Origin of the sequence: Rhodoferax sediminis (assembly GCF_006970865.1) — a bacterium.
Lineage (GTDB): Bacteria > Pseudomonadota > Gammaproteobacteria > Burkholderiales > Burkholderiaceae_C > Rhodoferax_A > Rhodoferax_A sediminis.
Genome location: NZ_CP035503.1, coordinates 305,995 through 325,888, shown reverse-complemented (window position 1 = coordinate 325,888; position 19,894 = coordinate 305,995). Strand labels below are relative to the sequence as shown.

The following is a 19,894-nucleotide window of genomic DNA, read 5'->3' as shown; positions in this document are numbered from 1 at the left end:
TCCGCCCGCCTAGCGCTGCACTGGCACACTGATGACGGGCTGCACTTTGCCTTTCATCAGCACGCCATACACGAGGGCGGAAATGGCGATCCCGACGAACCACGCGTAGGTGTAGATCGTCTTGAAGCCAGCCCCTACATCGGGAAAGGCAGCAGGGAAGGCGGCATTCAGAAATCCGGGGATGTTGGGCAGCACGCCGATGATGAAAGCGACGATCGCGGCATTGTTCCAGCCGTTCCCATAGGAATATTTACCGTCGTCGCGATACAGCTGATCGACATCGAGATTGGTCTTGCGAATCAGGTAGTAGTCGACGATCAGGATGCCGGCGATCGGTCCGAGCAGCGCGGAGTAGCCGATCAGCCACGTGAAAATATAGCCTTGGGTCGATTCGAGCACCTTCCACGGCATCATCACGAGCGCGATTGAAGCCGTGATGTAGCCCCCAACTTTGTACGAAATCTGTTTGGGTGCGAGCGAGGAGAAATCGTAGGCCGGTCCCACCAGGTTGGCCGCCAGGTTCACGCTGACGGTATCGATCAGCAAGATGATCAGCGCGATCAAGACGGCGGCACCGGTCATGCGGCTGGCCAGATCGACAGGGTCCCAGATGGCCTTGCCGTACAGAACGACGGTGCCCGAGGTAACGATCACGGCCAGCATCGCCAGAAGTCCCATCGGCACCGGCAGGCCGATCGACTGGCCCAGCACCTGGTCGCGCTGCGTCTTGGCGAAGCGCGTGAAGTCGGGGATGTTGAGCGCGAGCGTGGCCCAGAAGCCGACCATGGCCGTCAGCGAGGGCCAGAACACAACCCAGAACTGGCCCGCCTTCTTGCCGCCTTCGACGAATTGCGAGGGTTGATGGAGCAGCGGGCCGAAGCCGCCGACCTTGTTGTAGATCCAGCCCAGCAGGACAAAACAGATCAGGATTTTCAGCGGCGCGGTGTAGGTTTCGAGTTTGCGGATCGAATCCATCCCGTGCACGATGTACCAGAACTGGATGGCCCAGAACGCGAGAAAGCACACCACCTGGCCGCCATTGATGCCGAGCCCCGCGATCTTGTCGCCGCCCAGTGGATGGCCCAGCAGCACGCCGAGCAGGGTGTAGATCATCTCGCCGCCAAACCAGGTCTGGATACCGTACCAGCCGCAGGCCACGATCGCGCGCATCAAAGCGGGCAATCGGGCGCCCGTGGTACCGAACGAAGAGCGGGCCAGGACTGCGTAAGGGATGCCGAATTTCGTGCCGGCATGGCCGATCAGGAGCATCGGCAGCAGCACGATGGCATTCGCGAGAAAGACGGTCCAGACCGCCTGAGTGCCCGACATGCCGCTGTCGATCAGGCTGGCCGCCAGCGTGTAGGCGGGAATGCACATCACCATCCCGACCCAGAGCGAGGCAAAGTGATACCAGCGCCAGGTGCGTTGGGCCGCGGTGGTCGGTGCTAAATCTTCGTTCCAGAGCTGTGTATTACTTGACATGTTATTTCTCACAATGTGTCTCTCCATCAATTGAATGAAACGTTCGCTTCGTAGTGAACTGACGTTTTCCCCCTCTGACTGTTGTTCTTCCTCTGTTTTGTGCCACCTGCTTCTTGGATCAGGCGCAAGCCGAACTCATTGGATTGTTGGGATGGACGGTCCAGTTGGCGTACTCGCCCGGAACCGGCATGCCGGAACGCAGATCGATCTCACCCGGCTTCAGGGTGCGCATGGTGATGGTGTTGGGCACAGGACAAATCGACACGCACAAATTGCATCCAACGCATTCGTCTTCCTTGATCTCGAAATGGCGCTTACCGTCCTTGGTGGCGGTAATCGCCTGGTGGGACGTGTCTTCGCACACCACGTGGCAGCGGCCACACTGGATGCAGGAATCCTGGTTGATCACAGCCTTTTCAATGTGATTCATGTTGAGGCTGCTCCAGCCCGTGACGCTGGGCACGGCTTTGCCCACCATGTCGCCCACATTGGCGTAACCCCGTTCATCCATGAAGTTCGACAAACCATCGCAGAGGTCTTCGATGATCCTGAATCCGTAGACCATGGCGGCCGTGCAAACCTGCACGGTTCCGCAGCCCATGGCAATGAACTCCGCCGCATCGCGCCAGGTGGAAATACCACCGATACCCGAAATTGGGAGTCCGGCGGTTTGTGCATCGCGTGCGATCTCGGTCACCATGTTCAAGGCGATCGGTTTCACGGCCGTGCCGCAGTAACCACCATGCGACCCCTGTTTACCCACGCTCGGAACCATGGTCATGGTGTCCAGATCGACCCCCATGATCGAGTTGATGGTGTTGATCAGCGATACCGCGTCCGCGCCACCCTGCTTGGCGGCGCGCGCCGGGTAACGCACGTCGGTGATGTTGGGCGTCAGCTTCACGATCACTGGCAGGCGAGTGTAAGTCTTGCACCAGCGCGCCACCATTTCAATGTATTCGGGCACCTGGCCGACCGAGGCGCCCATGCCGCGCTCGCTCATGCCGTGCGGGCAACCGAAGTTCAGCTCGATACCATCACAGCCTGTGTCTTCCACTCTGGGCAGAATTTGCTTCCATGCCTCCTCTTCGCAGGGCACCATGATCGACACGATCATCGCCCGGTCGGGCCACGCGCGCTTCACGCGTTTAATCTCGTCCAGGTTGGTCTGCAACGGCCGGTCGGAGATCAGCTCGATATTGTTGAAACCGATGACGCGTCGATCCCCATTGAGAAGGGCCGAATACCGCGGACCATAAACGTTCACGACGTGGGGATCCTGCCCCACCGTTTTCCACACCACGCCGCCCCAACCGGCCTCGAACGCCCGTACCACGTTGTATTCCTTGTCGGTGGGGGGCGCAGACGCCAGCCAGAAGGGGTTGGGACTCTTGATACCTAAAAATTCGGTGTTCAGGTTTGCCATGTTGATGCTCCGTCGTCTCTGTGCGTGGGACTTCTGGTGTTGTGCTGCGGACAGGCCGTCGGTTCAGGCACTGAGCGCTGCATGAATGGACTGAGCCGCCACTTTGCCGTGCTCTACCGCTTCAACGGTCAGGTCGCGTCCACCCAGCCGGCAGTCGCCACCCGCCCACACCTTGGCGTTTGACGTGCGGCCTTCATCGTCCGTGACAATCCGGCCTTGCCTGAGTTCCAGGGTACTGCCCAGCGGCTGTGCAACAAAGCTTTGCCCAATCGCTTTCAAGACAATGTCAGCCTCCAGCGTAAAGAGCTCACCCGTCTCCAGCAATTTGCCGCCCTCCACCCGGGTGTAGCCAAATTGCACGCCGGTGATGCGCCCGCTCTCGGCCAGCAGCGCTTTGGGCGTTGCCCAATGACGGATATGAACCCCGTTTTTCTGCGCCCAGTCCTGCTCATAACCCGAGGCCGACATATCGGCAGAACCCCGCCGGTAGACGATGGTGACGCTCTGCGCACCCAGTTTTTTTGACTGTACAGCCGCATCCACGGCCGTCATGCCACCGCCCACCACAACGACTTTGCGGCCGACGGGCACGGTGGAATAGGCACGTGCCTGGCGCAGTTCGGCGATGAATTCGACGGCGTCACGCACGCCGGCCGCCTGGGGCTCTTCAATGCCGATGGCATTCACCCCGGCCAGGCCCAGCCCCAAAAATACGGCATCAAACTCACGTGTCAAAGTATCCAGCTGAACGTTGGTTCCCAAGCGGGTGTTGTTTCGCACTTCAATACCACCGATGGACAGCAGCCAGTCGATTTCCTTTTGAGCAAAACCGTTGGTAGTTTTGTAGGTGGCCAGGCCGTATTCATTGAGCCCCCCCAATTTGGGGTTGGCATCCATCAGCACGACGTCGTGCCCCAGGCGCGCAAGGCCGTGCGCGCAGGCCAGCCCGGCGGGGCCAGCGCCCACCACGGCCACCTTGCGGCCTGTGGACGCGGCGCGTGTGAACAAGGGTGCGCCCCGCATCTCGAAAAATTTGTCGGTTGCGTAGCGTTGCAACAGACCAATCTCGACAGGTTTGTCTTCGCCGGTATTGCGCACGCACGCCTGCTCGCACAACACTTCGGTCGGGCAAACGCGTGCACATATTCCGCCCAGAGGGTTGGCACTCAGGATGAGATCGGCCGATCCACGGATGTTGTCGTCCGCGATCCGGCGAATGAAACCGGGAACATCGATGCCTGTCGGGCAGGCAGTCTGGCACGGCGCGTCGAAGCAGTAGTAGCACCGGTCTGCCTCAATTTTGGCTTGCGCCAGATTCAGTGAGGCATGTGAATCACAAAAATTGTGATCGTATTGATTGAGGGGCAAGCGTGCCGGATGGACACCGGGTGTGGAAGAATCAATCTGCATATTCAGCTTTCCAGGTGCAACGGGTTGATCAACGGGGAGTCCGGAAAAATTGGTTGGCGACGCATGTGATCGAGGGACTGATTAAGTGCAAAAATGCAGGTTTTACCAATTGGTAAAAACCCTCCCTGAACCAAAAAAAACAACTGGAAATCCGACATGAAAAAAGTGGCTGGGGCGAAAGCCGTGAAATACAGTCCTGCCCGTGAGCAGTTGGAGCAGGACATACTTGCCGCCGCAAAGCGCCTGTTTGCCCAACGCGGCTTCGGAGGAGTTTCGCTGGACCACATTGCCCGTGAAGTGGGAGCCTCCAAACAAAACCTGCTGTACTACTTTCCAAGCAAGGAAGAGCTTTACCGGCGCGTCCTGCATGGCGTGCTGGATGTCTGGCTGTCATACATGGAGGCCCTGAGCCAGCGCCCGGACGACCCGGAACAGGCGCTGCGCGAGTACATCGCAGGTAAATTGCGGTTTTCCCGAGAGCACCCAGACGATTCACGTGTGTACGCGAATGAAGTGATCTCGGGCGCACCCATTTTTTTAGCGGAGATTGCCGAGCGCGTGGTCCCTGTGCTTCAGGCCGACGTCGCCATCTTCAACAAGTGGGCCGAGCAGGGCCTGTGCCGCCCCCTGGACGGCAGGCACCTGATGATTTTGTTGTGGGCGTCGACGCAGGTGTACGCTGACTGGGCCAGCCAGATCAGCCTGGTATTGGAAAAACCAGGGCTGGAAGCCCAGGATTTTCAGGCGGCCGAATCCCTCATTGTCGACATGGTCCTGCGGACCGTTTTAATCACACCCCCGCTGGACGAACCTCAGGGGCGCGCCTTGGATCGGCCCACCAAAGGTCGCGGGAAACCCCCGGCGCTCAGGCCACAGAAGCAGACTGCCTAGTGTGATTTACCGATGGGATGGGAAATTGAACACCGCTCCTTCACGCACGCCTGCCGAGGGCCAGCGCTGCGTGATGGTCTTGCGCTTGGTATAGAAACGCATGGCGTCGGGACCGTACGCGCCCAGGTCACCGAACAGGCTGCGCTTCCAGCCACCGAATGAGTGGTAGGCCACCGGCACCGGCAACGGCACGTTGATGCCGACCATGCCGACTTCGATGTGATCGCTGAAGTAGCGCGCCGCCTCACCATCGCGTGTGAAGATGCAGGTGCCGTTGCCGTACTCGTGAGCATCGATCAGGTCCATGGCTTCCTGCAGCGTTTTCACGCGCACCACGCCGAGCACCGGGCCAAAAATTTCTTCCTGGTAAATGCGCATGCCGGGCTTCACGTTGTCGAACAGGCAGGCGCCAAGAAAGTAACCCTTCTCATGGCCGGCGACTTGCAGGCCACGGCCATCGACTACCAGCGTGGCACCTTCAGCCACGCCCTGGTCCACATAGCCCTTCACCTTCTCAAAGTGCTGCTGCGTGACCAGCGGGCCCATATGGTTGGCGTTGTTGGTGCCCGGACCAACCCTCATTTGCGCCATCTCGGCCTTCAGGCCGGCGATCACGGCGTCGGCGGCCACGTCGCCTACGGCCAGTACCAGCGGAATCGCCATGCAACGCTCGCCGCACGAACCGAACGCCGCGCCCATCAGCGCACTGACGGCATTGTCGATGTCAGCGTCGGACATGACGATGGCGTGGTTCTTGGCACCGCCCAGGGCCTGCACGCGCTTGCCGTGGGCGCAGCCGGTGGCGTAGATGGATGCGGCGATGGGGGTGGAACCAACGAAGCTCACGGCCTTGACGCGTGGGTCGGTCAACAGCGTGTCCACCGCCTCCTTGTCGCCATTCACCACGTTGAGCACGCCGGGGGGCAGGCCCGCCTGCAGTGCCAACTCGGCGATCCGCAGCACCGACGACGGGTCGCGCTCCGAGGGCTTGAGTACAAAGGTATTGCCGCAGGCCACGGCCATGGGCCACATCCACAGCGGCACCATCGCGGGGAAGTTGAAGGGCGTGATGCCCGCGCACACGCCCAGCGCCTGGAACTCGCTCCACGTGTCGATGGAAGGCCCCACATTGCGACTGTGCTCGCCCTTGAGCAACTCGGGCGCATAACTGGCGTACTCCACATTCTCGATGCCGCGCTGCACTTCGCCATGCGCGTCGGACAGCACCTTGCCGTGCTCGGCAGTGATGAGCGCGGCGATCTGATCGGCGTTTTCTTCCAGCAGTATCTTGAGACGGCTCATGACGCGTGCGCGCTTGAGCGGCGGCGTGTTGCGCCAGGCCGGGAAGGCCGCCTGTGCCGAGGCGATGGCCTGCTCCACCGTAGCCTTGCTGGCCAGCGCCACGCTCTTGTGCGACAGGCCGGTGGCGGGATCGAACACCGGCTGGGTCCGCGCGGTATCAAGGACGTGCCGGCCGTCGATAAAGTGGCCGATGGTGGCTGTGACGTTCTTCTCGTTCTTCATGGTATTTGAGGTAAAAAGTGCTGCAAGCGCTTATGAGGCAAGCGCCTGTCGCTATCAATAAAGGAGCACCTGATTCAGGCGGTTTCGGCCAGGGCATCACCCAGCGCATTGATCAGCCGGTCGATCTCGGCTTTCTCGCTGATGAAAGGTGGCGCCAGTTGGATGGTGTCGCCGCCGTAGCGCACATAGAAGCCTTTCTTCCAGCAGTTCATCGCAATCTCGTAGGGACGGCGGGCGGGCTCGCCGGGCAGCGATGCGATGGTGAAGCCGGCCGCCAGACCGAAGTTGCGGATGTCGGCCACGTGTTTCACTCCCTTCAGGCTGTGCACAGCAGCCTCGAAATGCGGCACCAGCGCCTTGACGCGGCCGATCATGTCTTCCTTCTGCAGCACATCGAGCGCGGCCACGCCGGCAGCGCAGGCCACCGGGTGGGCCGAGTAGGTGTAGCCGTGCGGAAATTCGACCAGGTATTCCGGACCGCCCGCGTCCATGAAGGTGTCGTAGATGTTTTTGGTGGCAATCACGGCGCCCAGGGGTTGCGCGCCATTGGTCACCTGCTTGGCGATGTTCATGATGTCGGGTACCACGCCAAAAGCCTCGGCGCCGGTCCAGGCGCCAGCGCGGCCAAAACCGGTGATGACCTCGTCGAAAATCAGCAGGATGTTGTTGGCGGTGCAGATCTCGCGCAGGCGTTGCAGGTACCCCACTGGCGGAATCACCACGCCGGCCGAGCCCGAGAACGGCTCGACGATCACGGCGGCGATGTTGGAGGCGTCATGCAGCGCAATCACATCAAGCAGGCGGTCGGCCAGCTCGGCGCCGGTTGGCGGCATGCCGCGATGGAAGGAGCCGAGCGGTGGCTGCGTGTGGGGGAGATGGTCGGCCTCCACGCCCTGGCCAAACAGCTTGCGGTTGCCCGCGATGCCGCCTACTGAGACGCCGCCAAAGTTCACGCCGTGGTAGCCCTTTTCGCGTCCGATGAGGCGGGTTTTGCCGGCCTGTCCCTTGGCACGCCAATAGGCACGTGCCATCTTGAGCGAGGTGTCGGCCGCCTCCGAGCCCGAGTTGGTGAAGAACACGTAGTCGAGCCCGTCCGGCGTCAACGCCTTGATCTTATTGGCCAGTTCGAACGACAACGGATGCCCAAACTGGAAGGCGGGCGCGTAGTCAAGCTTGGCCACCTGGCGACTCACGGCCTCGGTGATTTCGCGCCGGCCATGGCCCAAGCCCGTGCACCACAGACCGGAGAGGCCGTCAAATATCTTGCGGCCCTCGGCATCGGTTAGGTAGGCGCCACTGGCCTGCACGACCATGCGCGGGTTGGCCTTGAACTCGCGGTTGGCCGTGTAGGGCATCCAGTGCGCCTCCAGCCAGGCCGCGTCCATGCGGGGTGCAGTCGCCGGTGTGGGTTCGTCAACGTGAGCGAAGGTCATGTGCTTTCTCCAGAGTTTGAAATCAAGGAACCATTGAGCCCCTCGCAAGACATTTTGCGAGTTAGTGATTGCATTTTGGAGAGTTTTATTAACCTCTAAAATGACACAATATCAACGTTTACTTGGGGATTTATGCAAGTAATTCAGCCAGACCCCAAGAAGCGGGCCGTATTGGGTCAATTGAGCGACATGGACCTGCGGCTGCTGCAAGTCTTCAAGAGCGTGGCGGATTGCGGCGGGATGGCCGCAGCGGAACTGGAACTGAACATCGGCATTTCCACCGTCAGTCGCCACGTGAAGGACCTGGAGACGCGGCTGGGCCTGGTGCTGTGTCGCCGTGGCCGCGCCGGTTTCGCGCTCACCCCCGAGGGCCAGCGTGTGTATGACGAAACCCTGCGCCTGCTGGCTTCGGTCGAGGGCTTTCGCAACAGCATCGACGATATCCATTCCCGCATGGGTGGTCAGTTGGCGGTAGCGGTGTTTGACAAGACGGCCAGCAACCCGCAGGCCCGCATTGGCGAGGCGATTGCCCTGTTCACGGAGCGTGCGCCCGAAGTGGGCCTGCAGATGCATGTTGCCTCGATCAATGCGATTGAGCGCGGCGTGATCGATGGTACTTACAACGTCGGCATCATTCCGGTTCACCGCCATTCGCACAGTCTGCTTTATGCCGAGCTGTTCAACGAGACGATGCTGCTGTACTGCGGCGCGCGGCACCCGCTGTTTGGCGCCAGCCATGGGCTACTGACCTGGGATGGGCTGCGCGCCTATCATTTTGCGGGCCTTGGTTACCACTCGCCCAACATGGCGTTGAGCCACAGCGCACGATTGCCGCGCAAGGCCACGGGGTTTGACCAGGAAGCCATTGCAACACTGATCCTCTCGGGGAAGTTTCTGGGTTTTCTGCCAGACCACTACGCCGAGGCGTTCGAGCGGCGCGGGCAGATGCGGGTCGTACAGCCCGCCCTGTTCCGCTACCCATGCCGTTTTGTGAGCCTGGTTCGGCGCTCTCCGCAGCCGTCGCGGGCGGCGCAGGCGTTTCATGAGTGCCTGGTCAAAGCGCACGCCAGCGCATAGCAAATGGGTTTTGTCTCGCCCACCCACCGGCGAAATCCCGGGCCTCGCTTCGCCCACGTGCGACGCTGAAAGACATCGAGCACGGTGTTGAGATTGCACAAAATCTTTTACATGCACATAAAACTATATTTAAAATATATCTTTTAAAACGAAGCTAGAGCGACTGTGTCAATGTCGATCGGATCGAAGGTGTCACGCTGGACGATGGTGCATTTCGGGTGCGCCATCACCGCCCTTTTGGCCGCTGAGGTGTTGCTGGTCGCCGGCTATGCCGACCCGTTGGCGGGGTTGCGTGCCCCGGCCACGCTGGCCGGAGTGCACCTGATCACGATCGGCTGGTTGAGCCTTCTGATGTTGGGGGCGCTGTATCAGTTTGTCCCGGTCATCACCAACACAACGCTGTACAGCCAGCGCCTGCCGTTGTATTCGCTACTGGCGATCGCGCCCGGTCTGGTGGCGATGCTGGCCGGCTTCGTGGCCCTGGGCGGCACGCCTTTCCTCGCCACCGTCTGGCTGCCGATCGGCGGTAGCCTGGTGCTGACCGGTTTCGTGCTGGGGGCCATCAATCTCGCGGCCACATTGTGGCGCGCGCGCCCACTGCCGCTACCGGCCGACTTCGTGGCCTTCAGCCTGGTATTCCTGTTATTGACCGGCCTGATCGGCCTGGGCTTTGCCCTTGCGTTTGCACTGCCACGACCCCCCGCTTTCCTGCTGGACCTGACCGGGCGTGGCCTGAGTCTGCACGTCGCGGTCGGCCTGGGCGGCTGGTTCACGTTGACGGTGATGGGCGTCAGCTACCGTTTGCTATCAATGTTCATGCTGGCGCCCGACGAGCCACGCCGCAGCACCTATGCAGCGCTGGTACTGACCGTAGGCGGCCTGACCTTGCTGGTGGCTGGCGGACTGGCCGGGCTCTGGGGCGGCATGGCGGTGGGCTGGGTCGAGGCACTCGGTGCGACGCTGGCGGGCCTTGGCGTCATTTGTTACCTGGCCGACATCATCGAGTTCTACCGCGCTCGCAAACGGCGCCAGCTGGAGTTGAACAGCGTGACAGCGGCGGCGGCGCTGACCCTGATCGCGCTGGCACTGGTGCTGGCCGCACTGGCCATGGCATGGGGCGTGCTGGGCCGGTTTGCCGGCGCGATCGGCTATCTGTTTGTGTTCGGCGGCTTGAGCGGACTAGGGCTGAGCCAGCTGTACAAGATTGTTCCGTTTCTCACTTGGCTCGAAGTGTTCGGCAAACGGCTCGGCAAGGGCCCGGTGCCGCGCGTCCAGGATCTGGTCAACGAACGCCGCGCCAGGCCGGGTTTTGCGCTGTATTTCGCGGCCACGGTGTTGGCCAGCGCCGCCCTCGCGTGCGCTCAGCCGGTGCTGTGGAAAATCGCTGCGGCCCTGCAGCTGGTGGCCACCGTTCTGATCACGATCGAGCTCTGGCGCGCGCGCCACCCGGACCCGAATACCAAGTCCAGCCTGGTGCGGCCACCCGGCATGCCGTCGCCGCCGGGTAAGCCGAAGACGCCGTCGCCCATGGCCGCCGCCGCGGCAACCCTGGCTTCCTCCCCTTCCCACCCCATTCAAGGAGAATGACATGACCGCTTCACTGCTGACACTCGATGTGCGCCCGATTTTGCGCAACGGCGGCGAACCTTTTCCGGAAATCATGAAGGCGGTGGCAAAGCTTGAGAGTGGCCAGGGCTTGCGCCTGCTGGCGACCTTCAAGCCGGTGCCGCTGTTTTCGGTGATGCAAAAAAAGGGTTATGCCCATTGCGAGAAAGAACTGGGCAAGGGCGATTGGGAGATTGTCTTCAAACCCGAAGGCGCTGCTGCGCCGGAGCCGGCCGCTGCGGTTGCCAGGCCGGGTCAGGACGACGCCAGCGCGTGGCCCGCGCCGAGCCACTCGCTCGACAACCGCGGCATGATGCCGCCAGAGCCCATGGTCATCACGCTGGAGACGCTGGAGAACATGACCCCTGGCGAAGTGCTGGAGGGTTTGTATGACCGGGATCCGCTGCTGCTGTATCCGGAACTGCAAACGCGCGGTCATCAGGCCCATTGCGAGAAAACCGGCGCCAGCGAATATCGGGTCCTGATTCGTTGCGGAAGTGCATCGTGAGCGGACCCACCAGCGACGAAATGCGGGAGGCACTGAAGGATGTGTTCGACCCCGAACTCGGCTACAACATCGTCGATCTCGGCCTGGTCTACGAGGTCGAGTTGATCGACCGCCTGGCGGTGGTCATCATGACGATGACGACCCCGGGATGTCCGGCCTCGGACATGATCCAGGGGGGCGTGAAGCAGCGCCTGGAAGACATGGAAGGCGTGGACGAAGTCGAGATCAACCTGGTCTGGGATCCACGCTGGAGTCCACAGGCAATGAGTCCGCAGGCCAAGGAGCACTTTGGCATCGAGCAGGAATGAGCCGGCATGGAACCATCCGACGCGCTGGCCGCGCTCAACCGTCTCTTCGTGCAAGCCCTGCGGTGCATGGGAGACGCCGGAGAAATCGATGCCGCCTGCCGTCTGGCGGCACAGGGCTGGTCGCTGCTGCGGCACGATCAACCGAAGGAAGCCGAACGCCTGAACGGCGTCATGCACAACCTCACCCATCCCAGGCGCAACAGCCGAAAAGAATCGCCCCATGGCGATAGCCCAGTTTTATCAACCCCAACCAAAAAGGAAACACACTCATGAGCGACAGCGAAAACTTGGACGTACGCCAACTTGTTCCCATGCAGCGCCACAGCACCATCTTCAGCACCTGGCAGGGTCTGGCTCCCGGCAAAAGCTTTGTGCTGATCAATGACCACGACCCGAAACCCCTGTACTACCAGTTTGATGCAGAGCACACGGGGAAATTTACCTGGGACTATCTGGAGTCGGGCCCGGAAACCTGGCGCGTACGGATTGGCAAGACCGCCAACGCGTGAAACGGCGCGGCCTGAGTTCTGGCCGCCGCAGCAAATAACACTTTCAGGGCCGGGCTCTGCTTCGATAGCAGCCCGGCGTTTTTAATTTCAGTTCAAGCACACGTCCCGCGATAGCCGGAGCGCAGGGGCATCCTGCCACCAATTCGAGAAACTCCTGGCGAGAGCGGAAGGGCCGTGTGATCGACAACGCAACGTCATGGTCGGCACGCATGCGACCGGGCACGGGTCCCCGACGCGAGTGTCAGAGACTGCAGCAGAAAAACAAAAAAGCGGCCTTTTGAGGGGCCGCTTTCTTTGCTTGCTCATCTCTAATCTGTTGATTAGAAAGAAGTTTTTCTGGTGGCCTGGGGCGGAATCGAACCACCGACACAAGGATTTTCAATCCTCTGCTCTACCGACTGAGCTACCGGGCCAGAGCCGGCGATTATAGCAGGCGTGCGGCGCGCTTTTCTCAACTGGGCAGCATCAAGCCGCGCTGCGTTTGCCGCGCGACAGGTCCACGCCCAGTTGCTTGAGCTTGCGGTACAGGTGGGTGCGCTCCAGGCCGGTTTTTTCGGCCACGCGGGTCATGGAGCCGCCTTCCTTGGCCAGGTGGAATTCGAAGTAGGATTTTTCGAATTCGTCGCGCGCGTCGCGCAGCGGTTTGTCGAGCTCGAAGCTCTGGCACCCCTGCGGACCCTGGTCGGCCACTGCCGGCAACGCGAGCCCGCCCGTCATGGCGGCGTCCACCGCGAGGTCGGCAGGTGCGGGCACAAGGGCGACCACCGGTTTGCGCGGATGGCTGCGTGCCAGCCCGGCCTCGACGGCCTTGAGCAGTTTTTGCAGGGTGATGGGCTTTTCCAGAAACGCCTGCGCGCCGATCTTCGTGGCTTCGACGGCGGTATCGATCGTGGCGTGGCCGCTCATCATGATGACGGGCATGGTCAGCAGCCCGCCGATGGACCACTCCTTGAGCAGCGTTACGCCATCGGTGTCGGGCATCCAGATGTCGAGCAGCACCAGGTCGGGCCGGCTGCGGCCGCGGGCTGTGCGCGCCTGGGCCGCGTTCTCGGCCAGTTCGACGTTGTGGCCTTCGTCGTTGAGAATTTCGGAGAGCAGATCGCGAATACCCAGTTCGTCGTCGACCACCAGTATGTTTGCCATGATTTCAGCGCTGTCCCTCGGAGTTGACGGCGCACCAGGACTACCCCGACGCCGTGCTGTCTATGGCGAATGATAACGACACTTGCGCGCCCTGGACGACACCATCAACCACGCGGTTCGAGAGGTCGATGCGGGCGCCGTGTTCATCGGCGATTTTCTTGACCACCGCCAGCCCCAGCCCGGTGCCCTTGGCCTTGGTCGTGACATAGGGCTCGAAGGCCCGATTCAGGATGTGCTCGGGAAAACCGGGGCCGTTGTCCTGCACCGTCAGGCGCACCTGCTGGGCCGGCGCCAGCCATTGCGTGCGGATGGTCACGCGCGCGCGGCGCTGGCCCGCGGCGCCGGTCTGCGTGGCGTCCTGGGCGTTTTGCAGAAGGTTGTGCACCACCTGCCGGATTTGCTGGCCGTCACCGCGGATCAGCGGACAGGCGGCGTCCAGCTCGACGTGGACCGGCGCGGGCGCGTGCTCGCTCTCATACAGGTGCACTACGTCGCCAATCAGCGCATTCAGGTCCAGCGGGCGCAGTTCGGCGGCGGGCAGCCGCGCGTAGTCGCGGAACTCGTTGACCAGCCGTTTCATGGCATCGACCTGGTCCACGATGGTTTTCACGGATTTGGCCAGCAGCGCCTGTTCGGGCGCTGCAACCTTGCCGGTCAGTTTCATCTCGAGACGCTCGGCCGAGAGCTGGATCGGGGTCAGCGGATTCTTGATCTCGTGCGCGAGCCGGCGCGCCACCTCGCCCCAGGCCTGGGCGCGCTGCGCCGACACGATCTCGGAAATATCATCGAACACCAAAAGCCGGGATGCGCCCGGCAGTTCTGCGCCTCGTGCTACCAGAGTAATAGCATTGTGGGGCGACCCCGGCTGTGCGGCATTGAGCTCGAACGACTGCTGCCAGTGGTCCACGCCATGCTCCATGCGCCCGCGCAGGAACGCGTCGAAGTGCGCCTGCACGCTGCGCGCAAAGTCTTCCAGCCCGGGGATGTCGGCCAGCGGCCGGCCCTCGAAGGCCGCCAGCGGCGCGCGCAGGATGCGCGTTGCGCCAGGGTTGGACGACTGGATCATGCCGTGTGCATCGAGCACGATGACGCCGGCGGTCAGGTTGTCCAGAATGGTCTGCAGGTTGGCGCGCGAGGCATCGACCTGGTCCATGCTGCGGTTCACGGCGGCGCGGGCATCGGCAAGTTGCTGCGTCATGTCGGCAAACGATCGCGTCAGGCCGCCGAGTTCGTCCTTGCCCTGCAGCGCGGCCTTGGGCGTGAGGTCGCCGGCGGCCACCTGGCGCACGCCTTCGGCCAGCACCAGCAAGGGGCGTGCGAGCTGGTTGCCCAGCAGCACCGCCAGCAGCACGGCGCCAAACATGGCCAGGAACAGGCTCAGCGTGAGCGTGCCGATGTACATGCGGCGCAGGCCGTCGCGCGCCAGCGCGCGCTCCTGGTATTCGCGGTTGGCCTCCTGCACCGCGATGGCATTGGCCACCAGCGCGGGCGGCAGAATTTGCGTCACTTGCAGGAAGCGGGGCTCGGCCAGCAGCCCCATGCTGGAGGAGTTGGCCAGCGCAATAACCTTGATGCGCGCATTCGTGACGGCGGCCGAACCGACGTCCTCCAGCCCCTCGATCTGCGACACCACGCGCTGGCTGCGGGCGTTGCGCAGCTGCTGGTTGCCCGGGCGCTCCGGGTTGAGGTCGAAGCGCGATTGGCCGACGCCGGCAATCAGATGCCCGCTGGCGTCCCACAGCACCACGTCGCTGGCCGCCAGCTGGTCGCGGATGCGCTCCAGCGTGAGTCCGGCCGTGGCGTTGGGCACATCGGCCAGCTGGCTGGTGGCAGCGCGGGTCTTGCTGGCCAGGTCGTTGCTCAGGGTGTCGAGCGTGGCGCGCCCCAGGCCGACACCGGCATCCAGCGCGCTCTCGACCTTGACGTCGAACCAGCTCTCGATGGAGCGCGAGACGAACTGGTAGGACACGACGTAGATCAGCAGGCCCGGAACAAACCCCACCAGCGCAAAGATCGCGGCCAGCTTGACCAGCAGGCGGCTGCCGAACTTGCCGCGGCGCAGGCGCAGCGTGAGCCGGATCGCCATCCAGGCAATGACGGCCAGCAGCAGCGCCGCCACCACCACGTTGAGGATGAACAGGCGCCCGTAGTAGCGCTCGTACAGTTCGCGGTTGTTGGTGGCCTGGGTCAGCAGGAACATCAGCACCAGGCCGATCGCCACCATGGCGGCCGCGCCGACCACGACCGCCCAGCGAAACGCGCGTGACTTTCTCTTCAGCAAGCGATCAGCCGGGTCCGGCTGACCCCGCAGGCTGTTCACCTGGAATTCTCCACCGTCAGGCGCTGGTTACGGCTGGCGGCAATGTTCCAGTCGGCCTCGCCGACCGCGCCAATCTGGAACGGCCGCGGCAGTTGCGACACATCGAGGCGGAACCGGAAGTCCACGTTGTAGCGCGTATCGGGCTCGATCGCGGAGGCCTCGGCGATCTTCCAGTGCGAGATGCGCTGGATGGCCGCCAGTGCATCGGGCAGCGATTCGAAGTTCTGGTTCAGCGTGACGCCGAGCCCCACATTGGTAATGACGTTCGGCGACACGTTCAGGCGCCAGCCGCGGGTCAGCGGCTGGTAGGCCAGCCGCATGTGGCGCGCAACGCTGGCCACCCGCTTGTCGTACCAGTACCAGCGGTCGCGAAAGACGTCGGCCTCGACGACGAAGAACATCGGTATCCCCTTGAGCAGCGCATCCTCAACGATGGTGGACAGCTCGAATTTGACACCCGCCGTGAGGTAAACGCCATCGCTGTCGGTCTCCAGCCGCAGCTGGCTGACCTCGGCGGGGGCATTTTCGGCATGGGCCGGCACTAGGGGGGCGAGCGCGAGGAACACACACGCCAGCAGCGCGGCCAAGTCAAGCCGCACGTTTTTCCAGCAGCGCGTAAAAAAAACCGTCGTGATCACCTGCCTGATTGTCCGGGACGCCGTCGCCGTTTGCCCCGATTTGAGGCATTAAATGGCCCGGCGACGGCAGTAACGTGGCATCGGTGTTGTGTGTAACAAACGTTTGTATCTGATCGTATCCTTCGGCCTTGAAAACCGAGCAGGTGCAGTACAGCAGGCGCCCGCCCGGCTTGAGTAGCGGCCACAGGCTTGCGAGCAGTACCGCCTGGATCGCGGCCAGCTGGGCGATGTCGCTCTCGCGGCGCAGCCAGCGCACGTCCGGGTGCCGGCGCACGATGCCCGAGGCGGTACAGGGCGCGTCCAGCAGGATGGCGTCGAACGGCTCACTGTGGCACTGCTGCGGCCACCAGGTCTCGGGTTTCATGGCGTCGGCGGCGACCACGCTGGCGTGCAGCCCCAGGCGCTGCAGGTTCTGGTCGATGCGCTCGCAGCGTGCCGGGTCGATGTCCAGCGCCGTGACACGGGCGTCGTCGGCCCGTTCCAGCAAATGCGCGGTCTTGCCGCCAGGGGCGGCGCAGGCGTCCAGGATGTGCAAATCCCGCCGGCCCGCCCAGCCAGCCAGCAGCAGGGGCGCGGCCATTTGGGCGGCCGCGTCCTGCACCGACACCTGGCCCTCCATAAAGCCCGGAATGGCGCCGACCGGCATCGCCTTGTGCAGCACCACGCCGCTCTCTCCAGCCTGAGTCGCTATGATATTTGCAGCGCGCAGTGTACACAGGTATTGGGCTACAGCCACTTTTTTCTGATTTACCCGCAGCGTCATGGGGGCGTGCGTGTTGTTGGCCCGCAGGATCTCCTGCCAGTGCGCGGGATGCTCCTTCTGGAGTCGCGCGATCCACCAGCGCGGGTGATTCCAGACGGCCACCGGGTCATCGTCGGTCGCCGCCACCAGGGGCCCGCGCTCGCGCAGGAAGCGGCGCAGGCAGGCGTTGATGAAGCTGGCCTGCCGGCGCGTGTCAGGGTGGCGCTTGGCGGCCTCCACCGCCTGATCGACCAGCGTGAAGGCGTCATACGGCGCGCCCTCCTCGCGCCAGGCCAGCGCCAGCGCGGCGCACAGGAGCGCATCGGCCTGCGCCGGCGGCGCGCGCTTGGCCAGCTGCTGCCGCAGCGCCTGCGCCCGGCCGAGCCAGCGCAGCACATGAAAGACCAGCGCCTGGACCCCGGGCCGCAGCCCGGCTTCTACATGATTCAGGGCTGCAGTCCCCGACTCACCTGCACAAATAGCTACCAAAACCGTAGCAACCGCATTCAGCTGGCGCCACAGGGGCGGCGCGCCGGGGGACGCAGGAGCGTTCATGCCAGGGTGTCCGCGCAGATGTTGCGCGCCCAGCTGAAGGCGTAGGCGCCTTCGCGCTCGCTCGGGCGCTCGCTCAGGCCGCCGGAGCCGGGTACGGTCAGATAGGTCTGCTCGGCCGCGTTGTAGGCGTGCACGCTGGCCACGTGCACCGCGCGCCGGTCGTCCACAAAGCTGTAGCAGGTGTTGGTGAGCAGGGGCGCGGGATTCACCGGCCAGCCCGCGAGTTGCGCCACGATGGCCGCCGCCGCGACCTTGGCCTGACTGTTCGCCATGTGGCCACTCTTGGGCATCAGCGGCGCAATCTGGATCGAGTCGCCCAGCACGAACACGTCTTTGGCGGCGGTCGACTCGAAGGTCTGGTAGTTCACGCCGCACCAGTGCTGGTTGGCCTGGTTGTTCAAGCCCGCCTGCACCGCGATGGCGCCCGCGCGCATGGGCGGCAGCACGTTGATGACGTCGGCGCGCACATCGTCCTGCACCTCGAACTTGATCAGTCCGGCCTTGGCGTCCACCGCGGTGGTGTTGTACTGGGGCCGGTACTCGACCATGCCCCGGTAAGGCCCGGCCCACGCGGCCTTGAACAGCGCGGCCTTGGAGGTCACGTCCGGATTCGCATCGAGAATCAGCACCTTGGCGCGCGGCTTGGCCTGTTTGAAATACCAGGCCACCTGGCAGGCGCGCTCGTACGGGCCGGGCGGGCAGCGGTACGGCGCCTCGGGAATGGTGATGGCATACACACCGCCCTCGGGCATGGCCTGCAACTGGCGGCGCAGCGCGGCGGTTTCGGGGCCGGCTTTCCAGGCGTGCAGGACCTGGCCCACGGCATGGGCCGCCGGCAGGCCTTCGATGGCGCCGTAGATGAACTCCACGCCGGGCGACACCACCAGCTTGTCGTAGACGATCGATGCGCCGCCCGCCAGCGTCACGGTTTTGCGGGCCGTGTCGATGGCGCTGGCCCGGTCGCACACGACAGTGATGCCGTGCCGGTGGCGCAGCGCGTCGTAGGGCGTGGTGATGTCGGCCATCTGCCAGCTGCCGCCCAGCACCAGATTGGACATCGGGCAGGACACAAACGCGGCGTCCGGCTCGATCAGCACCACGTCGATCTTGTGGTTCGAGAACAGCCGCACATACCGGGCCGCCGTGGCGCCGCCGTAGCCGCCGCCGATGACGACCACCTGGGCCCTGGACGGTACGGCGCGGCTGGCGCAACCGGCCAGGCCGAGCAGGCCGGCGGCAGTAGAAGATTGCAAAAAAGAGCGGCGTTGCACGGGTGCGTGTTCCTACGGCTTCTGGCGCGCCAGATAGCCGGCGATCTGTTCGATCTGCGCGTCGCTGTAGCCCAGGCTGATCTGCTGCATCACCGTGGCCGGCCGCGCTCCCGATTTGAACGCGTGCAGGCGGCGCACCAGATCATCCTTGTCCATGCCGGCCAGTGCGGACACGCCGGGCCCTGCGACGGCGCGGCCATGCGTGCCATGGCAGGCGGCGCAGGTGGCGGCCAGGCTCCGCAGATACAGCGCCTGCGGATCTTGCGCCATGGCCGCGGCGCCGCCGGCCAGCAGGGCTGCGCCCATCGTCCATTTGAATTTCATGCCACCGCCCTCCTGGTTGTGCGACTCTGCGCCCCGCTCGACCCCGTAGTATCCATGCGAACGCAGCGAAGGGCCGCCCCGAGCAAGTTCAACCCCTTGAGGGGCACGACCCACACGCAGTGGCGAAGCGTGGGGCCAGTTATAGCGGCCGCGCCGCCTTGAAGCCGAACACCCAGGCCAGCAACAGCGCGGGGAACTGGGCAATGGCGGCGTTGTAGTGCGCCACGGCCTGGTTGAAGGCTTCGGCGGCAGCGCGCACATGCAGCGCCCCTTGCTCCCACTGGGGCTGTACGGTCTCGGGCAGCGGCGCACCGGCCGGATCCAGTGCCGTCAGTTGCATGCGCTGCCAGGTGGCGTCGAGCACGCCCCTGGCGGCCGCCAGCGCGGCCATGGCCCGGGCATCCAGCGGACGCGCCCTTGCCGCGGCCAGCGATGCGGCCAACTGCGCGGCCGCACTGCGCAGGCCGATCCACAGCAGGGCCACGTCGTCGAGCAGTTCACCGGGCTGGGTCAGCAAAGAGGCGTTCATGGAAGCGGGCAGGCACGATTGCAGCAGCTGGAGTTGCTCGAGCAGACGCGCATCGAGCGCGGCAAAGGCCTGCCGTGCGGCCGAGCGCAGCCGCACCATGCGGTTGTAGGCGCCGACGGACCAGAACAGCAGCACCCCAAGCCCCGGCCACAGCACAAAAGACGACATCATCTTTCATACCCCTTGGCCACCCGATGAC

19 protein-coding genes and 1 tRNA gene are annotated in these 19,894 nt (G+C 63.6%); 7 read left to right on the top strand and 13 right to left on the bottom strand.

What is annotated here, in order from left to right:
- Window positions 1-9: 9 nt before the first annotated feature.
- The 3 genes from EUB48_RS01600 to EUB48_RS01590 all read right to left on the bottom strand — a co-directional run bounded on the left by EUB48_RS01600 (window position 10) and on the right by EUB48_RS01590 (window position 4,318).
- Entirely contained in the window at window positions 10-1,482 is a 1,473-nt protein-coding gene (locus EUB48_RS01600; protein ID WP_142817290.1) for an NCS1 family nucleobase:cation symporter-1, read from the bottom strand.
- Window positions 1,483-1,600: 118 nt separating this feature from the next.
- Entirely contained in the window at window positions 1,601-2,908 is a 1,308-nt protein-coding gene (preA, locus tag EUB48_RS01595; RefSeq protein ID WP_142817288.1) for an NAD-dependent dihydropyrimidine dehydrogenase subunit PreA, read from the bottom strand.
- Window positions 2,909-2,971: 63 nt separating this feature from the next.
- Window positions 2,972-4,318 (bottom strand): NAD(P)-dependent oxidoreductase, encoded by a 1,347-nt coding sequence (locus tag EUB48_RS01590; protein ID WP_142817286.1) that lies wholly within the window; start codon window positions 4,316-4,318, stop codon window positions 2,972-2,974.
- A 156-nt stretch (window positions 4,319-4,474) separates the two neighbouring features.
- Between EUB48_RS01590 and EUB48_RS01585 the strand changes: the two genes are divergently transcribed.
- Window positions 4,475-5,209, top strand: a complete 735-nt coding sequence (locus EUB48_RS01585; RefSeq protein ID WP_142817284.1) for a TetR family transcriptional regulator C-terminal domain-containing protein — start codon at window positions 4,475-4,477, stop codon at window positions 5,207-5,209.
- Window positions 5,210-5,215: 6 nt separating this feature from the next.
- On the opposite strand, the gene EUB48_RS01580 is transcribed toward EUB48_RS01585, so the two are convergent.
- Together EUB48_RS01580 and aptA are read right to left on the bottom strand one after the other, a co-directional pair.
- Window positions 5,216-6,733: a CoA-acylating methylmalonate-semialdehyde dehydrogenase gene (locus EUB48_RS01580; protein WP_142817282.1), complete on the bottom strand. Its 1,518-nt coding sequence runs from the start codon at window positions 6,731-6,733 to the stop codon at window positions 5,216-5,218.
- 74 nt (window positions 6,734-6,807) lie between these two features.
- Window positions 6,808-8,166, bottom strand: coding sequence for an omega-aminotransferase AptA (gene aptA / locus EUB48_RS01575; protein WP_142817280.1), 1,359 nt, complete (start codon window positions 8,164-8,166; stop codon window positions 6,808-6,810).
- Between the two features lie 132 nt (window positions 8,167-8,298).
- Between aptA and EUB48_RS01570 the strand changes: the two genes are divergently transcribed.
- The 6 genes from EUB48_RS01570 to EUB48_RS01545 all read left to right on the top strand — a co-directional run bounded on the left by EUB48_RS01570 (window position 8,299) and on the right by EUB48_RS01545 (window position 12,173).
- Window positions 8,299-9,243 carry a LysR family transcriptional regulator gene (locus EUB48_RS01570; RefSeq protein ID WP_142817278.1) on the top strand — a complete coding sequence of 315 codons (945 nt, stop codon included), beginning with the start codon at window positions 8,299-8,301 and terminating at the stop codon, window positions 9,241-9,243.
- A gap of 171 nt (window positions 9,244-9,414) precedes the next feature.
- A complete protein-coding gene (locus tag EUB48_RS01565; RefSeq protein ID WP_142817276.1) occupies window positions 9,415-10,830 on the top strand; it encodes a hypothetical protein in 1,416 nt (471 codons plus the stop codon).
- 1 nt (window position 10,831) lies between these two features.
- Complete coding sequence (locus EUB48_RS01560) at window positions 10,832-11,356, top strand: DUF2249 domain-containing protein (protein ID WP_142817274.1); 525 nt, start codon at window positions 10,832-10,834, stop codon at window positions 11,354-11,356.
- Complete coding sequence (locus tag EUB48_RS01555) at window positions 11,353-11,664, top strand: metal-sulfur cluster assembly factor (RefSeq protein WP_210411681.1); 312 nt, start codon at window positions 11,353-11,355, stop codon at window positions 11,662-11,664. The genes EUB48_RS01560 and EUB48_RS01555 overlap by 4 nt, the downstream gene beginning before the upstream one ends.
- Window positions 11,665-11,670: 6 nt before the next feature.
- On the top strand, window positions 11,671-11,937 hold the full coding sequence (locus tag EUB48_RS01550; protein ID WP_142817272.1) for a hypothetical protein: 267 nt from the start codon (window positions 11,671-11,673) through the stop codon (window positions 11,935-11,937).
- Window positions 11,934-12,173, top strand: a complete 240-nt coding sequence (locus EUB48_RS01545) for a DUF2249 domain-containing protein (RefSeq protein ID WP_142817270.1) — start codon at window positions 11,934-11,936, stop codon at window positions 12,171-12,173. The genes EUB48_RS01550 and EUB48_RS01545 overlap by 4 nt, the downstream gene beginning before the upstream one ends.
- Before the next feature lie 337 nt (window positions 12,174-12,510).
- Here the strand turns inward: EUB48_RS01545 and EUB48_RS01540 are convergent.
- From EUB48_RS01540 to EUB48_RS01505, 8 genes are all read right to left on the bottom strand, one after another.
- Window positions 12,511-12,586: transfer RNA gene (locus tag EUB48_RS01540), tRNA-Phe, on the bottom strand.
- 52 nt (window positions 12,587-12,638) lie between these two features.
- Window positions 12,639-13,316 carry a response regulator gene (locus EUB48_RS01535; protein WP_142817269.1) on the bottom strand — a complete coding sequence of 226 codons (678 nt, stop codon included), beginning with the start codon at window positions 13,314-13,316 and terminating at the stop codon, window positions 12,639-12,641.
- 40 nt (window positions 13,317-13,356) lie between these two features.
- A complete protein-coding gene (locus EUB48_RS01530) occupies window positions 13,357-15,636 on the bottom strand; it encodes a sensor histidine kinase (RefSeq protein ID WP_244618297.1) in 2,280 nt (759 codons plus the stop codon).
- Complete coding sequence (locus tag EUB48_RS01525) at window positions 15,633-16,235, bottom strand: DUF4390 domain-containing protein (protein WP_244618296.1); 603 nt, start codon at window positions 16,233-16,235, stop codon at window positions 15,633-15,635. The genes EUB48_RS01530 and EUB48_RS01525 overlap by 4 nt, the downstream gene beginning before the upstream one ends.
- Window positions 16,225-17,571: a 16S rRNA (cytosine(967)-C(5))-methyltransferase RsmB gene (gene rsmB / locus EUB48_RS01520; RefSeq protein WP_142817267.1), complete on the bottom strand. Its 1,347-nt coding sequence runs from the start codon at window positions 17,569-17,571 to the stop codon at window positions 16,225-16,227. Before rsmB ends, EUB48_RS01525 begins: the two co-directional genes overlap by 11 nt.
- Window positions 17,568-18,842: an NAD(P)/FAD-dependent oxidoreductase gene (locus EUB48_RS01515; RefSeq protein WP_142817265.1), complete on the bottom strand. Its 1,275-nt coding sequence runs from the start codon at window positions 18,840-18,842 to the stop codon at window positions 17,568-17,570. Before EUB48_RS01515 ends, rsmB begins: the two co-directional genes overlap by 4 nt.
- 12 nt (window positions 18,843-18,854) lie before the next feature.
- A complete protein-coding gene (locus EUB48_RS01510; RefSeq protein ID WP_142817263.1) occupies window positions 18,855-19,166 on the bottom strand; it encodes a c-type cytochrome in 312 nt (103 codons plus the stop codon).
- A gap of 139 nt (window positions 19,167-19,305) precedes the next feature.
- Window positions 19,306-19,866, bottom strand: coding sequence for a LemA family protein (locus tag EUB48_RS01505; protein WP_142817261.1), 561 nt, complete (start codon window positions 19,864-19,866; stop codon window positions 19,306-19,308).
- Window positions 19,867-19,894 lie beyond the last annotated feature (28 nt).

What these genes read in the sequence shown, in the direction of transcription:
- EUB48_RS01600 (WP_142817290.1), bottom strand. Translation starts at nt 1,482, where the DNA reads ATGTCAAGTAATACACAGCTCTGGAACGAAGATTTAGCACCGACCACC.
- preA (WP_142817288.1), bottom strand. Translation starts at nt 2,908, where the DNA reads ATGGCAAACCTGAACACCGAATTTTTAGGTATCAAGAGTCCCAACCCC.
- EUB48_RS01590 (WP_142817286.1), bottom strand. Translation starts at nt 4,318, where the DNA reads ATGCAGATTGATTCTTCCACACCCGGTGTCCATCCGGCACGCTTGCCC.
- EUB48_RS01585 (WP_142817284.1), top strand. Translation starts at nt 4,475, where the DNA reads ATGAAAAAAGTGGCTGGGGCGAAAGCCGTGAAATACAGTCCTGCCCGT.
- EUB48_RS01580 (WP_142817282.1), bottom strand. Translation starts at nt 6,733, where the DNA reads ATGAAGAACGAGAAGAACGTCACAGCCACCATCGGCCACTTTATCGAC.
- aptA (WP_142817280.1), bottom strand. Translation starts at nt 8,166, where the DNA reads ATGACCTTCGCTCACGTTGACGAACCCACACCGGCGACTGCACCCCGC.
- EUB48_RS01570 (WP_142817278.1), top strand. Translation starts at nt 8,299, where the DNA reads ATGCAAGTAATTCAGCCAGACCCCAAGAAGCGGGCCGTATTGGGTCAA.
- EUB48_RS01565 (WP_142817276.1), top strand. Translation starts at nt 9,415, where the DNA reads ATGTCGATCGGATCGAAGGTGTCACGCTGGACGATGGTGCATTTCGGG.
- EUB48_RS01560 (WP_142817274.1), top strand. Translation starts at nt 10,832, where the DNA reads ATGACCGCTTCACTGCTGACACTCGATGTGCGCCCGATTTTGCGCAAC.
- EUB48_RS01550 (WP_142817272.1), top strand. Translation starts at nt 11,671, where the DNA reads ATGGAACCATCCGACGCGCTGGCCGCGCTCAACCGTCTCTTCGTGCAA.
- EUB48_RS01545 (WP_142817270.1), top strand. Translation starts at nt 11,934, where the DNA reads ATGAGCGACAGCGAAAACTTGGACGTACGCCAACTTGTTCCCATGCAG.
- EUB48_RS01535 (WP_142817269.1), bottom strand. Translation starts at nt 13,316, where the DNA reads ATGGCAAACATACTGGTGGTCGACGACGAACTGGGTATTCGCGATCTG.
- rsmB (WP_142817267.1), bottom strand. Translation starts at nt 17,571, where the DNA reads ATGAACGCTCCTGCGTCCCCCGGCGCGCCGCCCCTGTGGCGCCAGCTG.
- EUB48_RS01510 (WP_142817263.1), bottom strand. Translation starts at nt 19,166, where the DNA reads ATGAAATTCAAATGGACGATGGGCGCAGCCCTGCTGGCCGGCGGCGCC.
- EUB48_RS01505 (WP_142817261.1), bottom strand. Translation starts at nt 19,866, where the DNA reads ATGATGTCGTCTTTTGTGCTGTGGCCGGGGCTTGGGGTGCTGCTGTTC.